Raw genomic sequence first — 16112 nt, forward strand, 5'->3', positions numbered from 1 at the left:
AGGTCAGGAGCATAACCATGGCTGTACAGCAAAATCGCAAAACTCGTTCAAAGCGTGGCATGCGCCGTTCACACGACGCACTGAGTGCTGCTGCTCTGTCTACCGACGCAACAACTGGTGAAGTTCATCGTCGCCATCACGTGTCTCCAGACGGTTTCTACCGTGGCAAGCAGGTAGTTGAGGCTCGCGACGAGTAATTCGTCGGGAATTTCTTCTGACCTGTGCCGCATGGACGAGTGGTGAACACGCCGGTCACCATTGCCATTGATGCTATGAGCGGTGATCGCGGTGCCGCGGTTGTCGTCCATGCTGCGCTGGAAGCAGTGCGTGAAAACGAAGCCTTGAGTCTTGTTCTGGTGGGAATCCGGAGCGAGCTCGAGGCTTTGTTGCATGAGGGGCATGCCCGTATTCGCATTGTTGAGGCTGCCGACGTAGTTCGTATGAATGAGCGGCCTTCCCATGCCCTCCGCCACAAGAAAAACTCCTCTATGGCCATTGCGCTCAGTCTCGTGCGGGACGGAGAAGCGCAGGGCTGTGTCAGTGCCGGAAATACCGGTGCGCTGATGGCATTCGGTCGCTCGATCATTCGGATGTATCCCGGGATTGAACGTCCTGCCATCGCAAAGCTGATCCCCTCTCTGCGTGGCCGTTGCCATGTCCTGGATCTTGGTGCCAACGTCGATTCCACAGCGGAGAATCTCTACCAGTACGCCCTGATGGGGTCCCTGATGGCATCCGCTATCTGCCGCCAGTCCGAGCCACGGGTGGCACTGCTGAATGTCGGTGAGGAAGAAATCAAGGGTAATGAACAGGTCCGGCTCGCATCACACATGCTGGCCCAGTGCGACACCATCAACTACATCGGTTATGTCGAGGGAAGTGACCTTTTTCGCAATGTCGCCGATGTTGTAGTGTGTGACGGTTTCGTGGGCAATATAGCCCTCAAGACCGGAGAGGGGGTTGCCGGCCTGTTGATCGAATTGCTGGAGCAGGCATTCACACGCTCCATGTACGGTCGTTTTGTGGGCTTGCTGGCCAGGCCGATTATCGGGCGACTTCTGCAATTGATGGACCCTTCCAGGCACAATGGCGCCAGTCTGCTCGGGTTGCAGGGTGTGGTCATCAAGAGTCACGGCAACGCCAATGAGCGGGCGATGCTGGCGGCGATCCGGCAGGCCGTTCGTGAGGTTCAGCTGGAAGTGCCACGAAGGATCAACGAAAGACTCGATGATCTGATGTTATGATCCCTCCTCGTTACCGGGAGCGCGACTAAAGTCGTCCCGCATCCCGGCTCTTATTCGCGGATAATTGGCCCTGAGTGTACTATTGGCTAATCTTCAGTAACCCTTCAATGACGATAAGATTCCGCTTATGAAATCAGCGTTTGTTTTTCCCGGACAAGGCTCCCAGTCACTCGGCATGTTATCTGCTGCCGCTGAAGCGTGGCCGATGATCACCGAAACGTTTGACGAGGCGTCCAACGTTCTTGGCTATGACCTGTGGCATCTTTGTCAGCATGGCCCCGCCGAAGAGCTCAATAAAACCATGGTTACTCAGCCTGCTCTGCTGACCGCAAGTGTTGCGCTGTGGCGGCAGTGGTGTGTATCTGACGGCCCCCGGCCGGATTTTGTTGCTGGCCACAGTCTGGGTGAATACAGCGCCCTGGTGGCGGCGGAAAGTCTGGATTTTATTGAAGCTGTAAAGCTGGTTCAGCTGCGCGGTGAACTGATGCAGGATGCCGTGCCTGAAGGGCAGGGGCGTATGGCGGCCATTCTGGGTCTTGAGGACTCGGATGTGGTGTCGGCGTGTGAGGAGTCTGCTGAGGGTGATGTGGTTGCCGCAGTGAACTTTAACGCGCCGGGCCAGGTGGTTATTGCCGGTAGCGCAGCGGCCGTTGAAAGGGCCATTGAAGCCTGCAAAGCCAAAGGTGCCCGCAAGGCCATGCCGTTGCCGGTCTCGGTTCCCTCCCACTGTGCGCTCATGAAGGGAGCGGCGGAACAGTTGGCGGAAGCTCTTGAGGATATCCGCTTTAACGATGCTGTCATTCCGGTAGTTCAGAATGTCAATGCCGAGCCGGCGCGGGATGCGGAGGCCCTGAAAGCCAATCTGCTCAAGCAGCTATACTCTCCGGTGCTGTGGACAAACTCGGTACAGCGACTGGCCACCGAAGGGGTGGGTGTGGCTGTTGAGTGTGGCGCCGGCAAGGTGCTGGCCGGATTGATCAAGCGTATCGATCGTTCTCTGCCGGTTCACGGTATCGAGAGTCCTGATTCTCTGGCTGAAGCCCTTAAGGCCTTTGGTCAGTCCTGATTACACGGAGTGAATTATGTCTTTGGAAGGCAAAGTTGCATTGGTAACCGGCGCCAGTCGGGGCATTGGCAAAGCCATTGCTCATGAGCTTGCCCGGCAGGGAGCCGAAGTGGTGGGTACCGCGACCAGTGCCGAGGGCGCCCAGGCCATTACCGATGGCCTGAAAGAAGCGGGTTTCAGTGGCTATGGAATTGTTATGAATGTGGCAGAGCCCGAGAGCATCGAGGCTGGCCTCAAGCAGCTTGCCGAGCAATCAGGTGCGCCCCTGATTCTGGTCAATAATGCCGGCATCACCCGTGATAACCTTCTGATGCGCTTGAAAGACGACGACTGGTCTGAGGTTCTGGAAACCAATCTGTCCAGCGTCTATCGCACCAGCAAGGCGGTCTTGCGCGGTATGGCGAAAGCCCGTTGGGGCAGAATCATTAATATCAGCTCGGTGGTAGCTGGTATGGGGAATCCCGGGCAGGGCAACTACTGTGCGGCTAAGGCCGGTGTTGAAGGCTTTACCCGTAGCCTGGCCAAGGAAATGTCTAACCGCGGTATCACGGCGAACTGCGTGGCACCTGGTTTTATTGACACAGACATGACCAAAAAACTGGACGATAAGCAGCGTGAGGCTATGCTGGAAATCATACCGGCTGGTCGCCTGGGGTCGCCGGAGGAGGTTGCCGCTGTGGTGGCTTTCCTGGCATCGGAAGGCGCCGCTTACGTAACCGGAGAAACCATTCATGTGAATGGCGGCATGTACATGGGTTAAGTCCGTTCCGGGCTGGTGTGCAACCCCTTGTCGCACAACATGTTTGACAGAATCCCTGCTTGTTTGCAGGTAGGGTTTAAACTAAACTGGCAGCCATAGAGTTGCTTGGTTGACACATAAAGTGAGGACATTATGAGTACAGTTGAAGAGCGCGTTAAGAAGATTGTATGTGAGCAGTTGGGCGTGAAAGAGTCCGAAGTTCAGAACACATCTTCTTTTGTAGAGGATCTTGGCGCTGACTCACTGGACACTGTTGAGCTGGTTATGGCCCTGGAAGAGGAATTCGAGACCGAGATTCCTGACGAAGAGGCCGAAAAGCTGGGCACCGTTCAGGACGCGATCGACTACATCGTCGCGCACACCTGATACCCTGCGAATCAGATAGCCAGGCAAAAGCCGTCCTTTGGGCTTATTGAAGGACGGCTTTTTTATTGGCCGGATATTGGCCAATAGTGAACCATCAGACACGGAACAATCGGGTGATTGGGGATATGAGCAAGCGACGGGTTGTCATCACGGGAATGGGTATGCTTTCTCCGGTGGGGAATGATGTGACGTCTTCCTGGGAAGCCATTCGTGCCGGACGCAGTGGCATCGGACTGATTGACCGCTTTGACGCGTCCGAGTACACCACTCGCATTGGCGGTGCCGTCAAGGATCTTGATATGGAGCCCTGGTTGTCCAGCAAGGAAGCACGAAAGCTGGATGCCTTTATTCACTATGGTCTGATTGCAGCGCAGCAGGCGGTAGATGACAGCGGCCTTGAGCAATACAGCAAGCTCGACAAGGAGCGGGTAGGGATTGCCATAGGTTCAGGTATCGGTGGCCTCGAATACATCGAAAAGAACGTTCTTCAGATGGATAAGGCCGGCCCGCGCAAGGTTTCGCCGTTTTTTGTGCCGGCATCCGTCATCAATATGATTTCCGGTAATGCGGCGATCCGTTTCGGCTACAAGGGGCCGAATATTGCGATCGTGACCGCCTGTACCACCGGAACACACAATATCGGCTATGCCGCCAGAACCATCGCCTACGGCGATGCCGATGTCATGCTGGCCGGCGGCTCTGAAATGGCGACCACACGCAGCGGCGTGGCGGCATTTTCCTCCGCCCGGGCCCTGTCGACCCGCAACGATGAGCCGGAAAAGGCCAGTCGTCCCTGGGACCGTGACCGCGACGGCTTTGTGCTCAGTGATGGTGCCGGCGTTGTGGTTCTGGAAGAGTTGGAACACGCCAGGGCGCGTGGAGCAACCATTTACGGCGAAGTTATCGGCTTTGGCATGAGCGATGATGCCCACCACATCACGGCGCCCCCGGCCGATGGTGAGGGCGCGGCACGCTCCATGCAGAATGCTATCCGCGATGCCGGCATCAGCCTGGACCAGGTCGGATACATCAATGCCCATGGAACCTCTACTCAGGTTGGCGATGTGGCTGAGGTGGCTGCAGTCAAATCGGTGTTTGGCAGCCATGCGGAAAAACTGGCCATGAGCAGCACCAAATCCATGACCGGACACCTGCTGGGCGCCGCGGGTGCAGTTGAGGCTATATTCTCGGTATTGGCAGTCCGGGACGGGGTGTTGCCGCCCACCATCAACCTTGATCATCCGGATGAAGGTTGTGATCTGGACTTTGTGGCACACAAATCCAGAGATGCCGATGTGAAGGTCGCGTTGTCGAATTCGTTCGGCTTTGGCGGCACCAATGGGACCCTGATCGTCAGCCGCTACGAGGGTTGAGCCCGGGTGTTGAAGCTCTACTGGGCAGACGACGACTGCCTGCTCCCTGGTGACCGGGGGCTGGCATATGGAGATGGCCTGTTCGAAACCATCAGGGTGAACGGGGATTCCGCGCCTTTGCTGGTCTATCACCTTGACCGGTTGGTGCGGGATGCCGGGCGCCTGGGTATTCGTCTGAGTCGGCCCGAACTGGAGTCAGCGGTTGCCAATGCAATGAAGCGCTATGGCGCCATTCATGGCATCAGCCACTGGGTGCTCAAACTGGTGGTAACCCGCGGCAGCGGTGGCCGCGGATACCGGCCGGCAGCTGATGTCAGCCCCCATCTGTATCTTTTCCATTCTGTTCTTCCTCCGCTACCGCCCGAAACCGGGGTTATGGTGGACTTTTCCCGGGTACCGTTGACGGTCAATCCACTCCTGTCTGGCATCAAGAGCCTCAATCGGCTGGAGCAGGTCATGGCGGCCCGTGAGATGAAGGATCCAACGTTTGAATTGCTGATGACCAACGCGGCAGGGCATGTGGTTGAAGGTACCCGAACCAATTTATTCCTGCATGGCCCTGATGGTTGGAGAACACCTCCGGCGGCCTCGTTGGCGGTTTCCGGTGTGATGCGCCGAAAGGTGATCGAATGCCTGCTCGCGGCGGGTGAGCCGTTCCGGGAATGTGAACTGCAGGTGGAGGACCTGCTGGGCCGCGAATGCCAGGGTCTGTACCTGACCAATAGCGTGCTTGGAGTTGTTCCGGTTCGCAATCTGGCGGGCCATGATTTGCCTCTGGACAACCGGCTTGCGACAATTTGTGACCCCCATAAGCGACCGGATTGATGCGCGTGTTCAAAAAGCTTCTCGTAGGTATTGTTGCTCTTGCTGTCCTGGCGGTTGCCGGCAGTGGTCTCTGGCTCTGGCAGGGGCTGAAAACGCTTGAGAATCCGGTTGTCCTTGACGAGCCGACCCTGTTTTCTGTTGAGCCCGGTACGGCGTTTGGCCAAGTGGCGCGGGCACTGACTGCGCAAGGGTTTGTGGATGATCCGCTCTGGCTGCGAATCCACGGGCGCCTGAACCCGGAGCAGACCCTGATCAAGGCTGGGGACTACGAGTTCACCTCTGGTATGACCCCGGTCGACATGATCAACCAGATGGTAGAAGGTAAGGTCAAGCTCTGGTCCGTGCAGTTTATCGAGGGCTGGACCTTTGCCGAGATGCGGGCAGCGCTGGCGCGCACCGACAGGCTCACCAGGCAGAGCACCGATTGGACGGATGAGGAGATCATGGCGGCTCTGGGAGCCGAAGGGCAGCATCCCGAGGGCTGGTTTTTCCCGGATACCTACCTGTTTCACGGTGGTGAAACCGATCTCGATATTCTCAAAAGGGCCTACAACATCATGACCGAGGTCCTTGAGGAAGAGTGGCAGAACCGTGAGGAAGGGCTTCCGTACGACAACGCCTATGAGGCACTGATCATGGCGTCGATTGTGGAGCGTGAAACCGGAGTGGCCGGCGAGCGACAACAGGTGGCCGGTGTGTTCGTCCGGCGCCTGCAGAAGGGTATGCGCCTGCAGACGGATCCAACCGTCATCTACGGCATGGGGGACAAGTACCGGGGCCGGATTGGCCGCAGTGACCTTCGTACCTGGACACCCTATAACACGTATCGCATTGATGGCCTGCCGCCAACGCCCATTGCGTTACCGGGGCGAGAGTCCATTCACGCTGCGTTGCATCCGGATGACGGCGATGCCCTGTACTTCGTCGCCCGGGGTGATGGCAGCCACAAGTTTTCCCGCACGCTTGCCGAACACCAGAAAGCCGTGCGTGAGTTCCAGCTGAACCGTCGGGAAGATTACCGTTCGTTCCCGGCCCCGGGTTCTGAAACCAGCAGTAACGGAGAGCAATGATTTTGGCCAGAGGGCGATTCATTACATTCGAGGGTACCGAAGGGGTTGGCAAGTCGACACAGCTGGATAACGCTGCGAAAACCCTGGATCGACTTGGCATTGACTACATTGTTACCCGTGAGCCAGGTGGTACCCCCATGGCAGAAAGCATTCGTGAGCTGTTGCTCGCCCCCAGAGAAGAGCCAGTACACGAAACCACCGAGCTGCTGCTGATGTTTGCCGCCAGGGCTCAGCACCTCTATAACAGAATCCTCCCGGCACTTTCCGCCGGTAAGTGGGTGCTCTGTGACCGGTTTACCGATGCTACCTTCGCCTATCAGGGTGGTGGCCGAGGCGTCGCCAGAGAACGGATTGCGTTGCTTGAGGCTCTGGTTCAGGGCGAGGTGCGTCCGGACCACGTTATCCTGCTGGATGCGCCTGTGGAAACCGGTATGGCTCGTGCTCGAAAGCGCGGTGAGCTTGACCGGTTTGAGCAGGAGGCGCAGGCATTTTTTCAGCGGATACGGGAAACCTATCTGGAGCGCGCGACGGAAATGCCCGGGCGCTACCATGTGGTAAACGCCGCCTTACCCCTCGAGCAGGTATCCGAGAGTGTGTCAGCTCTCCTGACCGCATTGGCAAAACTGCCGGTTTCTGACTGACAGCAGACAGATCGCTGGCGAATCCCGGTGTTTTCGTGCACTTTTTGTAATGTTCTGCTTTAATTGAGGAACATTCTCGATAACGGCTTTCAGTAGTAATGCTCAATGCGAAACTTTTGAAGCTACCCACGGCTGCCCAACAGCATCACCATGAACACCACCAGATTGTGGTGGGTGTGCGCGGGCAGGCGGAGCTGAGCATTGATGGATCCGGCGCCTGCCTCGACACCTGGAAAGCCTGTCTGGTACCTACAGAGGCGCGCCACGATTATTGCGGCGATCAGCAAAACCACGTGCTGGTCATCAATGTCGATCCGTTCGGTGCAGCACTGTCGACACCGCTACACTCAGACTACGACAAACTGATGCGCCTGTTTGAGAAGCCCCGTACGGTGCAGATGGACAACCGTATTCAAGGCCTGGTTCAGTTTGCCGCCGGTGAATTCGACCGTTCACCGGATAACCGGGCGCTGCATCAGCACCTCGCCGCCAGTATTCTTCATTGCATGGCTGAGCGCATCGTCGACCGGCCCCCCGTTTCCAGTAACAGAAACAGTCTCAACCCCGAGGACATCCGCCGCTATATCGTCGGCAATCTTCACCGCAAGATAACCGTTCAGGATCTGGCCGGTGTCGCATGCCTGAGTGTGAGCCGGTTTCACGAAATTTTTCGTCAGGTTACCGGGACCACGCCGCATCAGTTTCTGCTGCAGACCCGCCTCGATCAGGCCGTTGGGCTGCTTTCCTCGACCTCGCTTTCGGTTTCTGAAATCAGTTATCGCACGGGCTTTTCATCGCAAAGTGCGCTGACCAACGCGCTCAGAAAACACCGGGGTATTACACCCTCGAGGCTACAGCTTAATGAACATGTGGCCTGATTCGGGCACGGATTCGTAGGTTTTGACGTCAGTCCCGTAGGATTCTGCAAAATAATCGTAGGATTTTGTAAGCCTCGAATCCGTAGTAATACTAATTTATATCGCCCGAGGACCGAGGCTCCGGAGCTGAGCTGGCTGGTCGCAAAGATCTGGCGATCAGCTATATTCAATGAGGAATCCCGGCAAGTTGATTCTTGCTACAGGTCTGACGAATCCGAGACATACAAAAAAACGGCACACAGTGCCGATCTTTGATCTGGTGTTGTGCCAATCGAGCGGATCTTATCCGACTCATAAAACCGGAGGAGCCATATGGCTATTGGAGTTTGGATCAGTCTATTTGCGTATTTCGCCCTGATGATCGTAATTGGCCTCTGGGCCATGCGCACATCATCAGCCACTGCTGAGGATTACATGCTGGGGGGCCGTGCCCTCAGTCCTAAAGTTGCGGCTTTGTCAGCCGGCGCATCAGACATGAGTGGCTGGTTGCTGCTGGGTTTGCCCGGCGCCCTCTATGTTACCGGTCTGGCCTCGGCCTGGATTGGTATCGGTCTGTTTGTTGGTGCTTTCATTAACTGGGTTGTGGTTGCACCCCGGCTGCGGGAGCAGACCGTGCATTATGGCAATGCACTCACCATCCCGGCGTTTCTGGCCAACCGTTTCCCAACCAAGGCTCTGCCGCTGCGGACAGTATCCGCCATCGTTATCGTGCTGTTCTTCGCGGTTTATACCGCCTCTGGCCTGGTTGCCGGCGGCAAGCTGTTTGAAAGCGCCTTCGCTGGTATCTTTAACTTCGGTGGAATGAGCGACTATGCCGCCGGTATTGTGATCACCCTGGGTGTGGTGCTGGCGTACACCGTGGTCGGCGGCTTCCTCGCGGTGAGCATGACGGACTTCGTGCAGGGCTGCATCATGATGCTCGCTCTGGTCATCATGCCTGCAGTGGTGCTGTTCGGCGAAGGCGGTGGTGGTTTCGCCCAGGCTTCAGAGACCCTGAACAGTGTGGATCCAACCCTCCTGTCGTGGACGGAAGGGCTCACGGTGATTGGCTGGCTGTCGGCGGTTACCTGGGGGCTCGGCTATTTCGGCCAGCCGCACATCATCGTGCGTTTCATGGCTATCCGTACCGTGGGTGAGGTAGGGACTGCCCGTAACATCGGTATGTCCTGGATGGGCATCTCCCTGATTGGCGCGATCGCGCTGGGTGTGTTTGGCCGCGCCTACGCTGTGCGGAATGGTCTGGACGTTGCTGATCCGGAAACCATTTTCATTGTTCTGTCAGATCTGTTGTTCCACCCGCTGATTACCGGTTTCCTGTACGCCGCTCTGCTGGCGGCAGTCATGAGTACCATCTCCAGTCAGTTGCTGGTTTCCTCCGCCTCGCTGACCGAAGACTTCTACCGTTTGTTCCTGCGCAAGGAAGCCACGGATAAAGAGTGTGTCAATGTTGGCCGGGCCTGTGTTGTGGCGGTTGGCCTGGTGGCAGCCTTTATCGCGTCTGATCCGGATTCCCAGGTTCTGGGGCTGGTCAGTAACGCCTGGGCGGGCTTTGGTGCTGCCTTCGGTCCTCTGATCATCCTGGCCCTGACCTGGCCGCGTACCAACGGTGCAGGCGCGCTGGCTGGTCTGATCGTAGGTGCAGCAACGGTGATGATTTGGATCTCTCTGGGCTGGAACGGTGAGTTCATGGGCGGCCCGGGTGTGTATGAGATTATCCCGGGCTTCATTGCTGCGTTTATCGCTATTGTTGTGGTGACTCTGGCCACTTCCGATGCCGGTGAGTACCAGCACATCGAGCGGTAACAGAATTCACTGGTAACAATCAGTGTTCTGATAAGGGCTCCCCGCGGGGAGCCCTTTTTTGTGCAGGAATTCGGGTTCTGGGGGCGGGTCGCGGGGTGGGTATGTCCTTTCTTCCGGGAAAAATAACTCGCTGCGCTCAGACATCTTTTTCCCTGCAGAAAAGACATACCCGCCCCACGCCGGCGTAGTACAGGCGCAGATTTCCCTGGGTAGCAATTGTTTTGGTTTACCGGGACACAAAAAAACGCCAGCCCGAAGGCTGGCGTTTTCAGATCAGAGGTAGGCTACCTCAGAAGATCTCAGGCTACGGAAGCCTCAGACGCCTTCTGGGTGTACTCTTCCATCTGGTCGAAGTTGAGATACTTGTAGATCTCTTTGGACATGCTGTTCAGGTCCTTGGCGTACTCCATGTACTCCGCCGGAGTCGGGAGTTTGCCCAGTACCGCGCCCACAGCAGCCAGTTCCGCGGAGGTCAGGTACACGTTGGCACCATCACCCAGACGGTTCGGGAAGTTACGGGTAGAGGTAGACAGGACCGTTGACTTCGGTGCTACACGTGCCTGGTTACCCATGCACAGGGAGCAGCCCGGCATCTCGGTGCGAACACCGGCGGTGCCGTAGGTGTTGAAGTAGCCTTCTTCCATCAGCTGCTGCTGATCCATCTTGGTGGGCGGAGACATCCACAGACGGGTGCTCAGGGCGCCCTTGTGTTGCTCCAGCAGCTTACCAGCGGCACGGAAGTGACCAATGTTGGTCATGCAGGAACCGATGAACACTTCGTCTACCTTGTCACCAGCCACTTCGGACAGGAACTTGGCGTCGTCCGGGTCGTTCGGGCAGCACACGATCGGCTCTTTGATGTCAGCCAGATCGATTTCGATCACGTGGGCGTATTCTGCGTCCTTGTCAGCACGCATCAGCTTCGGATCCTTCAGCCACTCTTCCATCTGCTGGGCGCGACGCTCCAGGGTACGCGGATCGCCGTAACCCTCAGCAATCATCCAGCGCAGCATAACGATGTTGGAGCGCAGGTACTCAGCCACGGAGTCTTCCGACAGGTTGATGGTACAACCGGCAGCGGAACGCTCAGCAGAGGCGTCGGACAGTTCGAATGCCTGCTCGACAGTCAGGTGCTCCAGACCTTCGATCTCCAGGATACGGCCGGAGAACTCGTTGATCTTGCCCTTCTTCTCAACAGTCAGCATGCCCTGCTTGATGCCGTACAGCGGGATGGCGTGTACCAGGTCACGCAGGGTGATGCCAGGCTGCATTTCGCCTTTGAAGCGAACCAGAACCGATTCGGGCATATCCAGCGGCATAACGCCGGTTGCAGCGGCAAATGCCACCAGGCCGGAACCGGCCGGGAAGGAGATGCCCATCGGGAAACGGGTGTGGGAGTCACCACCGGTACCTACGGTGTCCGGCAGCAGCATGCGGTTCAGCCAGGAATGGATGATGCCGTCGCCCGGACGCAGGGAAACACCGCCACGGGTGCGGATGAAGTCCGGCAGGGTGTGCTGCATTTCAACGTCAACCGGCTTCGGATAAGCGGCGGTGTGACAGAAGGACTGCATCACCAGGTCTGCCTGGAAGCCCAGACACGCCAGGTCTTTCAGCTCGTCACGGGTCATTGGGCCAGTGGTGTCCTGGGAGCCTACGGTGGTCATGTGCGGCTCACAGTAGGTGTTCGGACGAACGCCTTTGCCTTCCGGCAGACCACAAGCCTTGCCAACCATCTTCTGGGCCAGGGTGAAACCCTTGTCGCCAGCTTCAGGATCCTTCGGCAGACGGAAAATGTCGGTAGCGCCCATGCCCAGAGCCTGGCGGGCCTTGTTGGTCAGACCACGGCCGATGATCAGCGGAATACGGCCGCCGGCCTGAACTTCGTCCAGGATAACGTCAGACTTGAACTTGAACTCGGAGATAGTTTCACCGGCTTCGTTCAGGATCTTGCCTTCGTACGGGCGGATTTCGATCACGTCGCCCATGTTCATGTTGTCGACCGGGGCCTCGAATACCAGGGCGCCGGCATCTTCCATGGTGTTGAAGAAGATCGGGGCAACCTTGTTACCGATACAGACACCGCCGGCACGCTTGTTCGGCACGCCCGGGATGTCTTCGCCGAAGAACCACAGAACAGAGTTGGTGGCAGACTTACGGGAAGAACCGGTACCCACTACGTCACCAACGAAGGCAACGGGCAGGCCCTTGGATTTGATTTCGTCGATCTGGCTCATCGGGCCAGTTACGCCGGGCTCTTCCGGCTTCAGGCCGTCACGTTCCATTTTATAGGCAGCGCGGGCGTGCAGCGGGATGTCCGGGCGGGACCAGGCATCCGGAGCCGGAGACAGGTCGTCGGTGTTGGTTTCGCCGGTAACCTTGAACACCACCATCTTGGTGCTCTCGGGAACCTTCTTCTTGTTGGTGAACCACTCGGCGTTGGCCCAGGACTCAACCACAGACTTGGCAACGGCGTTGCCTGCGTCCATCTTTTCCTTCACGTCGTTGAAGGCGTCGAACATCAGCAAGGTTTTCTTCAGCTGCTCACCGGCCAGTTCGGCCAGTTCGCTGTCGTCCAGCAGCTCAACCAGGGTCTCGATGTTGTAACCGCCCTGCATCATGCCCAGCAGCTTCACAGCGTATTCTTTGCTGACCAGCGGGGAAGACGCTTCACCCTTGGCGATGGCAGACAGGAAAGCAGCCTTAACGTAGGCTGCTTCGTCTACACCCGGCGGAATGCGGTTTTCCAGCAGGTAAACCAGGGTTTCTTCTTCACCGGCCGGCGGGTTCTTCAGCAGGTCAACCAGGGCAGCGGTCTGCTCGGCGTTCAGGGGCTTGGGAGGAATACCCAGGGCTTCACGTTCGGCAACGTGTTCACGATAGGCTTCTAACACGATATGGACCCTCATCAGTTGGAATGTTCCGCGCTGTGGGCGTGATGCCCGGCGGGAGTTTTTTGGCGAAAAGGCCGCAGGAGCCTCTGAATAACGCCTCAAATCACTGATGGGGTTTCAGGATTTATTCAGAGACTCCTTGATCTGGCGCTGCATTCTATAGGAAACCCCTTATAAAGTTAAGTTGGACAGAGGTCGGAGGAATCTGCTAAGTGCGTTATACTCCGGCCTCCCGAATTTTCAGCCTGAACCCCGATATGAACGACGCCCTGCAAGAAATTCACGATTTCCTTCCGTGCCGTACCCCGCAAACCTGGATTGACAGCGCCCTGGCGAACCAGGACCTGCTGCTGATCGACCATGCGCATTGTGAAAAGAAGGCGGCGTCCACGGCGCTGAGTCTGATGTATCGATACGTGGATAACACCGAGTTGCTGAACAAGATGTCGCGTCTGGCCCGTGAGGAACTGAGGCACTTCGAGCAGGTACTGGCGATCATGAAAAAGCGCGGAATTACCTATACCCACCTGTCACCGGCGCGGTATGCCGCCGGCCTGCGGGAAGCGGTGCGAACAGAAGATCCGGGGCGGCTGGTCGATGTGTTGATCGTCGGTGCCATTATTGAGGCCAGATCCTGTGAGCGTTTTGCCGCGCTGGCTCCGTCGCTGGATGAAAAACTGGCTGAGTTCTACAGCAGCCTGCTCAAATCCGAGGCGCGTCATTACCAGGATTACCTGAAGCTGGCCGAGCAGGCCAATGGTGGCCCGGTGGATGACCGCGTCGCGGAGTTCCTGGCCATCGAGCAAAAGCTGATCGAATCCCCGGATTCCGAGTTCCGCTTTCACAGCGGCCCGGTTTCGGCAGGCTGAAGCTCCTGGCAAAGTGACATCCAGCGGGCGATTCCGGCGCTGCGGTATTTCTGTTTGTGCAGAATGAAGTAGAACTGGCGGTCGAATTTCCGATAGTCGGGCACACTCAGGGGGACCAGGCTGCCGCGCTTGAAGGCATCGGCCAGGACGACTTTTGACAGGCATCCAATGCCCAGGTCTGCCTCGACCGCCCGTTTGATGGCCTCGGTGTGTTCCAGTTCCAGCAGGATGTTGAGGTCTGGTAACAGGCCGTGCATCCCTCTTTCAAAGCTCTGTCGCGTGCCAGATCCCTGTTCTCTCATAATCCAGACCGCCTGTCGAAGGTCCTCGTCGGTCAGAGCCTGTTTTCGGGCCAGGGGGTGGGATGGGGAGCAGAATACCGTCAGTTCGTCTTCCCGCCAGGGAATCACCTCCAGCTCCGGGGACTGCAGTTCGCCTTCAATCAGACCGATATCCAGTTCGAAATCCCGAACCCGACGGGCGATGGCGCTGGTGTTGGCCACCTCGAGTGAAACTTTCGGGCGGGTAGGGGTATTCATGTATTTGGCCATCACGCCTACGGCCAGATAGTTCCCTATAGTCAGGGTAGCGCCGACTTTCAGGGCACCGACTTCTGAATGCTTACTGAAGGCCTGTTCCAGTTCCGTGGCCTGCGCCAGCAGGGCCTCGGCTTTGGGGCGGTAGAGGCGGCCAAGCTCGTTCAATTGCAGCCGTTTGCCGACACGGTCAAAGAGCTGGATATCGAATTGATTTTCCAGTTCTTTCAGGGCGCTGCTGGCGGCGGACTGGGACATGGCCAGTGATTCGGCAGCCCGGGTGATGTTCTGGAAATGGGCGGCGGCCAGGAAAACTTCGAGCTGACGAAAGCTGTATTTCATGATGTGTCTTCCGGTGGAAATTATCTATCGGAAAAATCGAATAGCCTTATGAAAACAGCCCGTTTTGTCGATTTCAAGCAAAAGGTTAAACTATCCTCAATTCCTGATGGACTGACGTTAATAGGCGAGGGCTCCCATGAGCAACCTGATGAAAGAAACCGTAACCAGTGTGCACCACTGGAACGACACGCTGTTCAGCTTCAAGACCAGTCGGGATCCCGGCTTCCGTTTCAAGAATGGTCATTTTGTGATGATTGGTCTGGAGACGGACGGTAAGCCTTTGATGCGCGCCTACAGTATCGCCAGTGCGAACTATGAAGAAGAGCTGGAGTTTTTCTCTATCAAAGTTCCCGATGGCCCGCTGACCTCGCGCCTGCAACAGATCAAAGTGGGTGACGAGATTCTCGTCAGCCGCAAGCCGACGGGTACGCTGGTGCTGGATAATCTTCTGCCGGGCCGAAATCTCTGGCTGATCAGCACCGGCACCGGGCTGGCACCGTTCATGAGCATCATCAAGGATCCGGAAGTTTACGAAGCCTATGACAAGGTGATTCTCACCCACGGTGTGCGCTACATCTCCGAGCTGGCGTACCAGAGTGAGATTGAAGAACTGCCGGAGAACGAGTTCTTCGGTGAAATGGTCAGTGGCAAGCTGGTGTATTACCCGACCGTTACCCGCGAGCCCTTCCGCAACCAGGGCCGGCTGACCGATGCCATGGAGACCGGCAAGATCACCCGGGATCTGGGGCTGCCGGACTTCGACGTGGAACAGGACCGCTTCATGATATGTGGCAGCCCGAGCATGCTTAAGGACACCTGCGCCATTCTCGATAACATGGGCTTCCGAGAAGCCCGTGGTGGCGACATGGGCCACTATGTGATTGAGCGGGCTTTTGTGGAGCAGTAACTGCGACTAAAGTACTAGCGAAAAATCCTGTGGTTAACGCCACAGGATTTTTTTTGCGACAAAATTTGTGTGTATAGTTTGCGCTCTTTCACAGCGGACTATGCCCATGTTTTCCCTCGACATTCAGCCTCGCTTCAGTGACACCGATGCGCTTGGCCATATCAGCAATACCTCCCTGCCGGTCTGGTTCGAACAGGGACGTACTCCGATATTTCGGATTTTCCACCCGTCGCTGGACGTAAAAACCTGGCCGCTGATCATTGCCCGGCTGGAGATCGACCTGTTGGCCCAGAGTTACTGGCACATGCCCGTTGAGATCAGAACCGGCGTGGGCAACATTGGTAACAGCTCGTTCCAGGTGGTTCAGGAGGCCTGGCAGAATGGCAAGCAGATCGCCCGTGGTGTCGCGACACTGATTCACTTCGATTACGAAAATGAAAAGTCTGTTCCCATCCCTGACGCCATCAAGGCAGAATTGGCTGAACATAAGGTCAAGGATACGGCGTAACGGTGCCGTCAATGGAGGAGCTGTGACCTC

At 57.1% G+C, this 16112-nt stretch carries 16 protein-coding genes; 14 read left to right on the plus strand and 2 right to left on the minus strand.

Going from position 1 to position 16112, the window contains the following annotated elements; genetic code table 11:
• Window positions 1-17 precede the first annotated feature (17 nt).
• The 11 genes from rpmF (at window position 18) to putP (ending at window position 10026) form a co-directional block, all read left to right on the plus strand.
• Window positions 18-197, plus strand: coding sequence for a 50S ribosomal protein L32 (gene rpmF / locus ACF8YQ_RS06435; protein ID WP_011785345.1), 180 nt, complete (start codon window positions 18-20; stop codon window positions 195-197).
• Window positions 198-239: 42 nt separating this feature from the next.
• Window positions 240-1244, plus strand: coding sequence for a phosphate acyltransferase PlsX (plsX, locus tag ACF8YQ_RS06440; protein WP_396623280.1), 1005 nt, complete (start codon window positions 240-242; stop codon window positions 1242-1244).
• Window positions 1245-1371: 127 nt separating this feature from the next.
• Entirely contained in the window at window positions 1372-2310 is a 939-nt protein-coding gene (gene fabD / locus ACF8YQ_RS06445; RefSeq protein ID WP_272998699.1) for an ACP S-malonyltransferase, read from the plus strand.
• A gap of 16 nt (window positions 2311-2326) precedes the next feature.
• Window positions 2327-3070: a 3-oxoacyl-ACP reductase FabG gene (gene fabG, locus ACF8YQ_RS06450; protein WP_396622924.1), complete on the plus strand. Its 744-nt coding sequence runs from the start codon at window positions 2327-2329 to the stop codon at window positions 3068-3070.
• A gap of 132 nt (window positions 3071-3202) precedes the next feature.
• Window positions 3203-3436: an acyl carrier protein gene (gene acpP, locus ACF8YQ_RS06455; protein ID WP_008938713.1), complete on the plus strand. Its 234-nt coding sequence runs from the start codon at window positions 3203-3205 to the stop codon at window positions 3434-3436.
• A gap of 125 nt (window positions 3437-3561) precedes the next feature.
• Entirely contained in the window at window positions 3562-4809 is a 1248-nt protein-coding gene (gene fabF, locus ACF8YQ_RS06460; RefSeq protein WP_396622925.1) for a beta-ketoacyl-ACP synthase II, read from the plus strand.
• Window positions 4810-4815: 6 nt separating this feature from the next.
• Window positions 4816-5634: an aminodeoxychorismate lyase gene (gene pabC, locus ACF8YQ_RS06465; RefSeq protein ID WP_396622926.1), complete on the plus strand. Its 819-nt coding sequence runs from the start codon at window positions 4816-4818 to the stop codon at window positions 5632-5634.
• The gene (gene mltG / locus ACF8YQ_RS06470; protein WP_396622927.1) at window positions 5634-6704 is read left to right on the plus strand and encodes an endolytic transglycosylase MltG; all 1071 of its coding nucleotides are present in this window, start codon (window positions 5634-5636) and stop codon (window positions 6702-6704) included. The genes pabC and mltG overlap by 1 nt, the downstream gene beginning before the upstream one ends.
• Window positions 6701-7345: a dTMP kinase gene (gene tmk / locus ACF8YQ_RS06475; protein WP_114434995.1), complete on the plus strand. Its 645-nt coding sequence runs from the start codon at window positions 6701-6703 to the stop codon at window positions 7343-7345. Before mltG ends, tmk begins: the two co-directional genes overlap by 4 nt.
• Before the next feature lie 98 nt (window positions 7346-7443).
• Window positions 7444-8223: an AraC family transcriptional regulator gene (locus ACF8YQ_RS06480; protein WP_114434996.1), complete on the plus strand. Its 780-nt coding sequence runs from the start codon at window positions 7444-7446 to the stop codon at window positions 8221-8223.
• Window positions 8224-8535: 312 nt separating this feature from the next.
• Window positions 8536-10026 (plus strand): sodium/proline symporter PutP, encoded by a 1491-nt coding sequence (gene putP / locus ACF8YQ_RS06485; RefSeq protein WP_023009935.1) that lies wholly within the window; start codon window positions 8536-8538, stop codon window positions 10024-10026.
• A 299-nt stretch (window positions 10027-10325) separates the two neighbouring features.
• Here putP and acnB read toward each other — a convergent pair whose 3' ends face one another.
• Window positions 10326-12920: a bifunctional aconitate hydratase 2/2-methylisocitrate dehydratase gene (gene acnB / locus ACF8YQ_RS06490; RefSeq protein WP_396622928.1), complete on the minus strand. Its 2595-nt coding sequence runs from the start codon at window positions 12918-12920 to the stop codon at window positions 10326-10328.
• Between the two features lie 257 nt (window positions 12921-13177).
• Here acnB and ACF8YQ_RS06495 point away from each other — a divergent pair, with 257 nt between their 5' ends.
• The gene (locus ACF8YQ_RS06495) at window positions 13178-13789 is read left to right on the plus strand and encodes a tRNA-(ms[2]io[6]A)-hydroxylase (protein WP_396623281.1); all 612 of its coding nucleotides are present in this window, start codon (window positions 13178-13180) and stop codon (window positions 13787-13789) included.
• Here the strand turns inward: ACF8YQ_RS06495 and ACF8YQ_RS06500 are convergent.
• A complete protein-coding gene (locus ACF8YQ_RS06500; RefSeq protein WP_396622929.1) occupies window positions 13762-14667 on the minus strand; it encodes a LysR family transcriptional regulator in 906 nt (301 codons plus the stop codon). The two genes, ACF8YQ_RS06495 and ACF8YQ_RS06500, sit on opposite strands and share 28 nt — an antisense overlap.
• 136 nt (window positions 14668-14803) lie before the next feature.
• Between ACF8YQ_RS06500 and ACF8YQ_RS06505 the strand changes: the two genes are divergently transcribed.
• Together ACF8YQ_RS06505 and ACF8YQ_RS06510 are read left to right on the plus strand one after the other, a co-directional pair.
• Complete coding sequence (locus ACF8YQ_RS06505; RefSeq protein ID WP_222562572.1) at window positions 14804-15574, plus strand: ferredoxin--NADP reductase; 771 nt, start codon at window positions 14804-14806, stop codon at window positions 15572-15574.
• A 106-nt stretch (window positions 15575-15680) separates the two neighbouring features.
• Window positions 15681-16082, plus strand: a complete 402-nt coding sequence (locus ACF8YQ_RS06510; RefSeq protein WP_396622930.1) for an acyl-CoA thioesterase — start codon at window positions 15681-15683, stop codon at window positions 16080-16082.
• Window positions 16083-16112: the final 30 nt, after the last annotated feature.

The organism is Marinobacter sp. W-8 (genome assembly GCF_044342215.1).
Taxonomy (GTDB): domain Bacteria; phylum Pseudomonadota; class Gammaproteobacteria; order Pseudomonadales; family Oleiphilaceae; genus Marinobacter; species Marinobacter nauticus.

Bases quoted from the DNA above. Each gene is read 5' to 3' on its own strand.
- rpmF (WP_011785345.1), top strand. From the start codon at position 18: ATGGCTGTACAGCAAAATCGCAAAACTCGTTCAAAGCGTGGCATGCGC.
- acpP (WP_008938713.1), top strand. From the start codon at position 3,203: ATGAGTACAGTTGAAGAGCGCGTTAAGAAGATTGTATGTGAGCAGTTG.
- mltG (WP_396622927.1), top strand. From the start codon at position 5,634: ATGCGCGTGTTCAAAAAGCTTCTCGTAGGTATTGTTGCTCTTGCTGTC.
- ACF8YQ_RS06500 (WP_396622929.1), bottom strand. From the start codon at position 14,667: ATGAAATACAGCTTTCGTCAGCTCGAAGTTTTCCTGGCCGCCGCCCAT.
- ACF8YQ_RS06495 (WP_396623281.1), top strand. From the start codon at position 13,178: ATGAACGACGCCCTGCAAGAAATTCACGATTTCCTTCCGTGCCGTACC.
- fabG (WP_396622924.1), top strand. From the start codon at position 2,327: ATGTCTTTGGAAGGCAAAGTTGCATTGGTAACCGGCGCCAGTCGGGGC.
- tmk (WP_114434995.1), top strand. From the start codon at position 6,701: ATGATTTTGGCCAGAGGGCGATTCATTACATTCGAGGGTACCGAAGGG.
- ACF8YQ_RS06510 (WP_396622930.1), top strand. From the start codon at position 15,681: ATGTTTTCCCTCGACATTCAGCCTCGCTTCAGTGACACCGATGCGCTT.
- ACF8YQ_RS06480 (WP_114434996.1), top strand. From the start codon at position 7,444: ATGCTCAATGCGAAACTTTTGAAGCTACCCACGGCTGCCCAACAGCAT.
- fabF (WP_396622925.1), top strand. From the start codon at position 3,562: ATGAGCAAGCGACGGGTTGTCATCACGGGAATGGGTATGCTTTCTCCG.
- ACF8YQ_RS06505 (WP_222562572.1), top strand. From the start codon at position 14,804: ATGAGCAACCTGATGAAAGAAACCGTAACCAGTGTGCACCACTGGAAC.
- putP (WP_023009935.1), top strand. From the start codon at position 8,536: ATGGCTATTGGAGTTTGGATCAGTCTATTTGCGTATTTCGCCCTGATG.
- fabD (WP_272998699.1), top strand. From the start codon at position 1,372: ATGAAATCAGCGTTTGTTTTTCCCGGACAAGGCTCCCAGTCACTCGGC.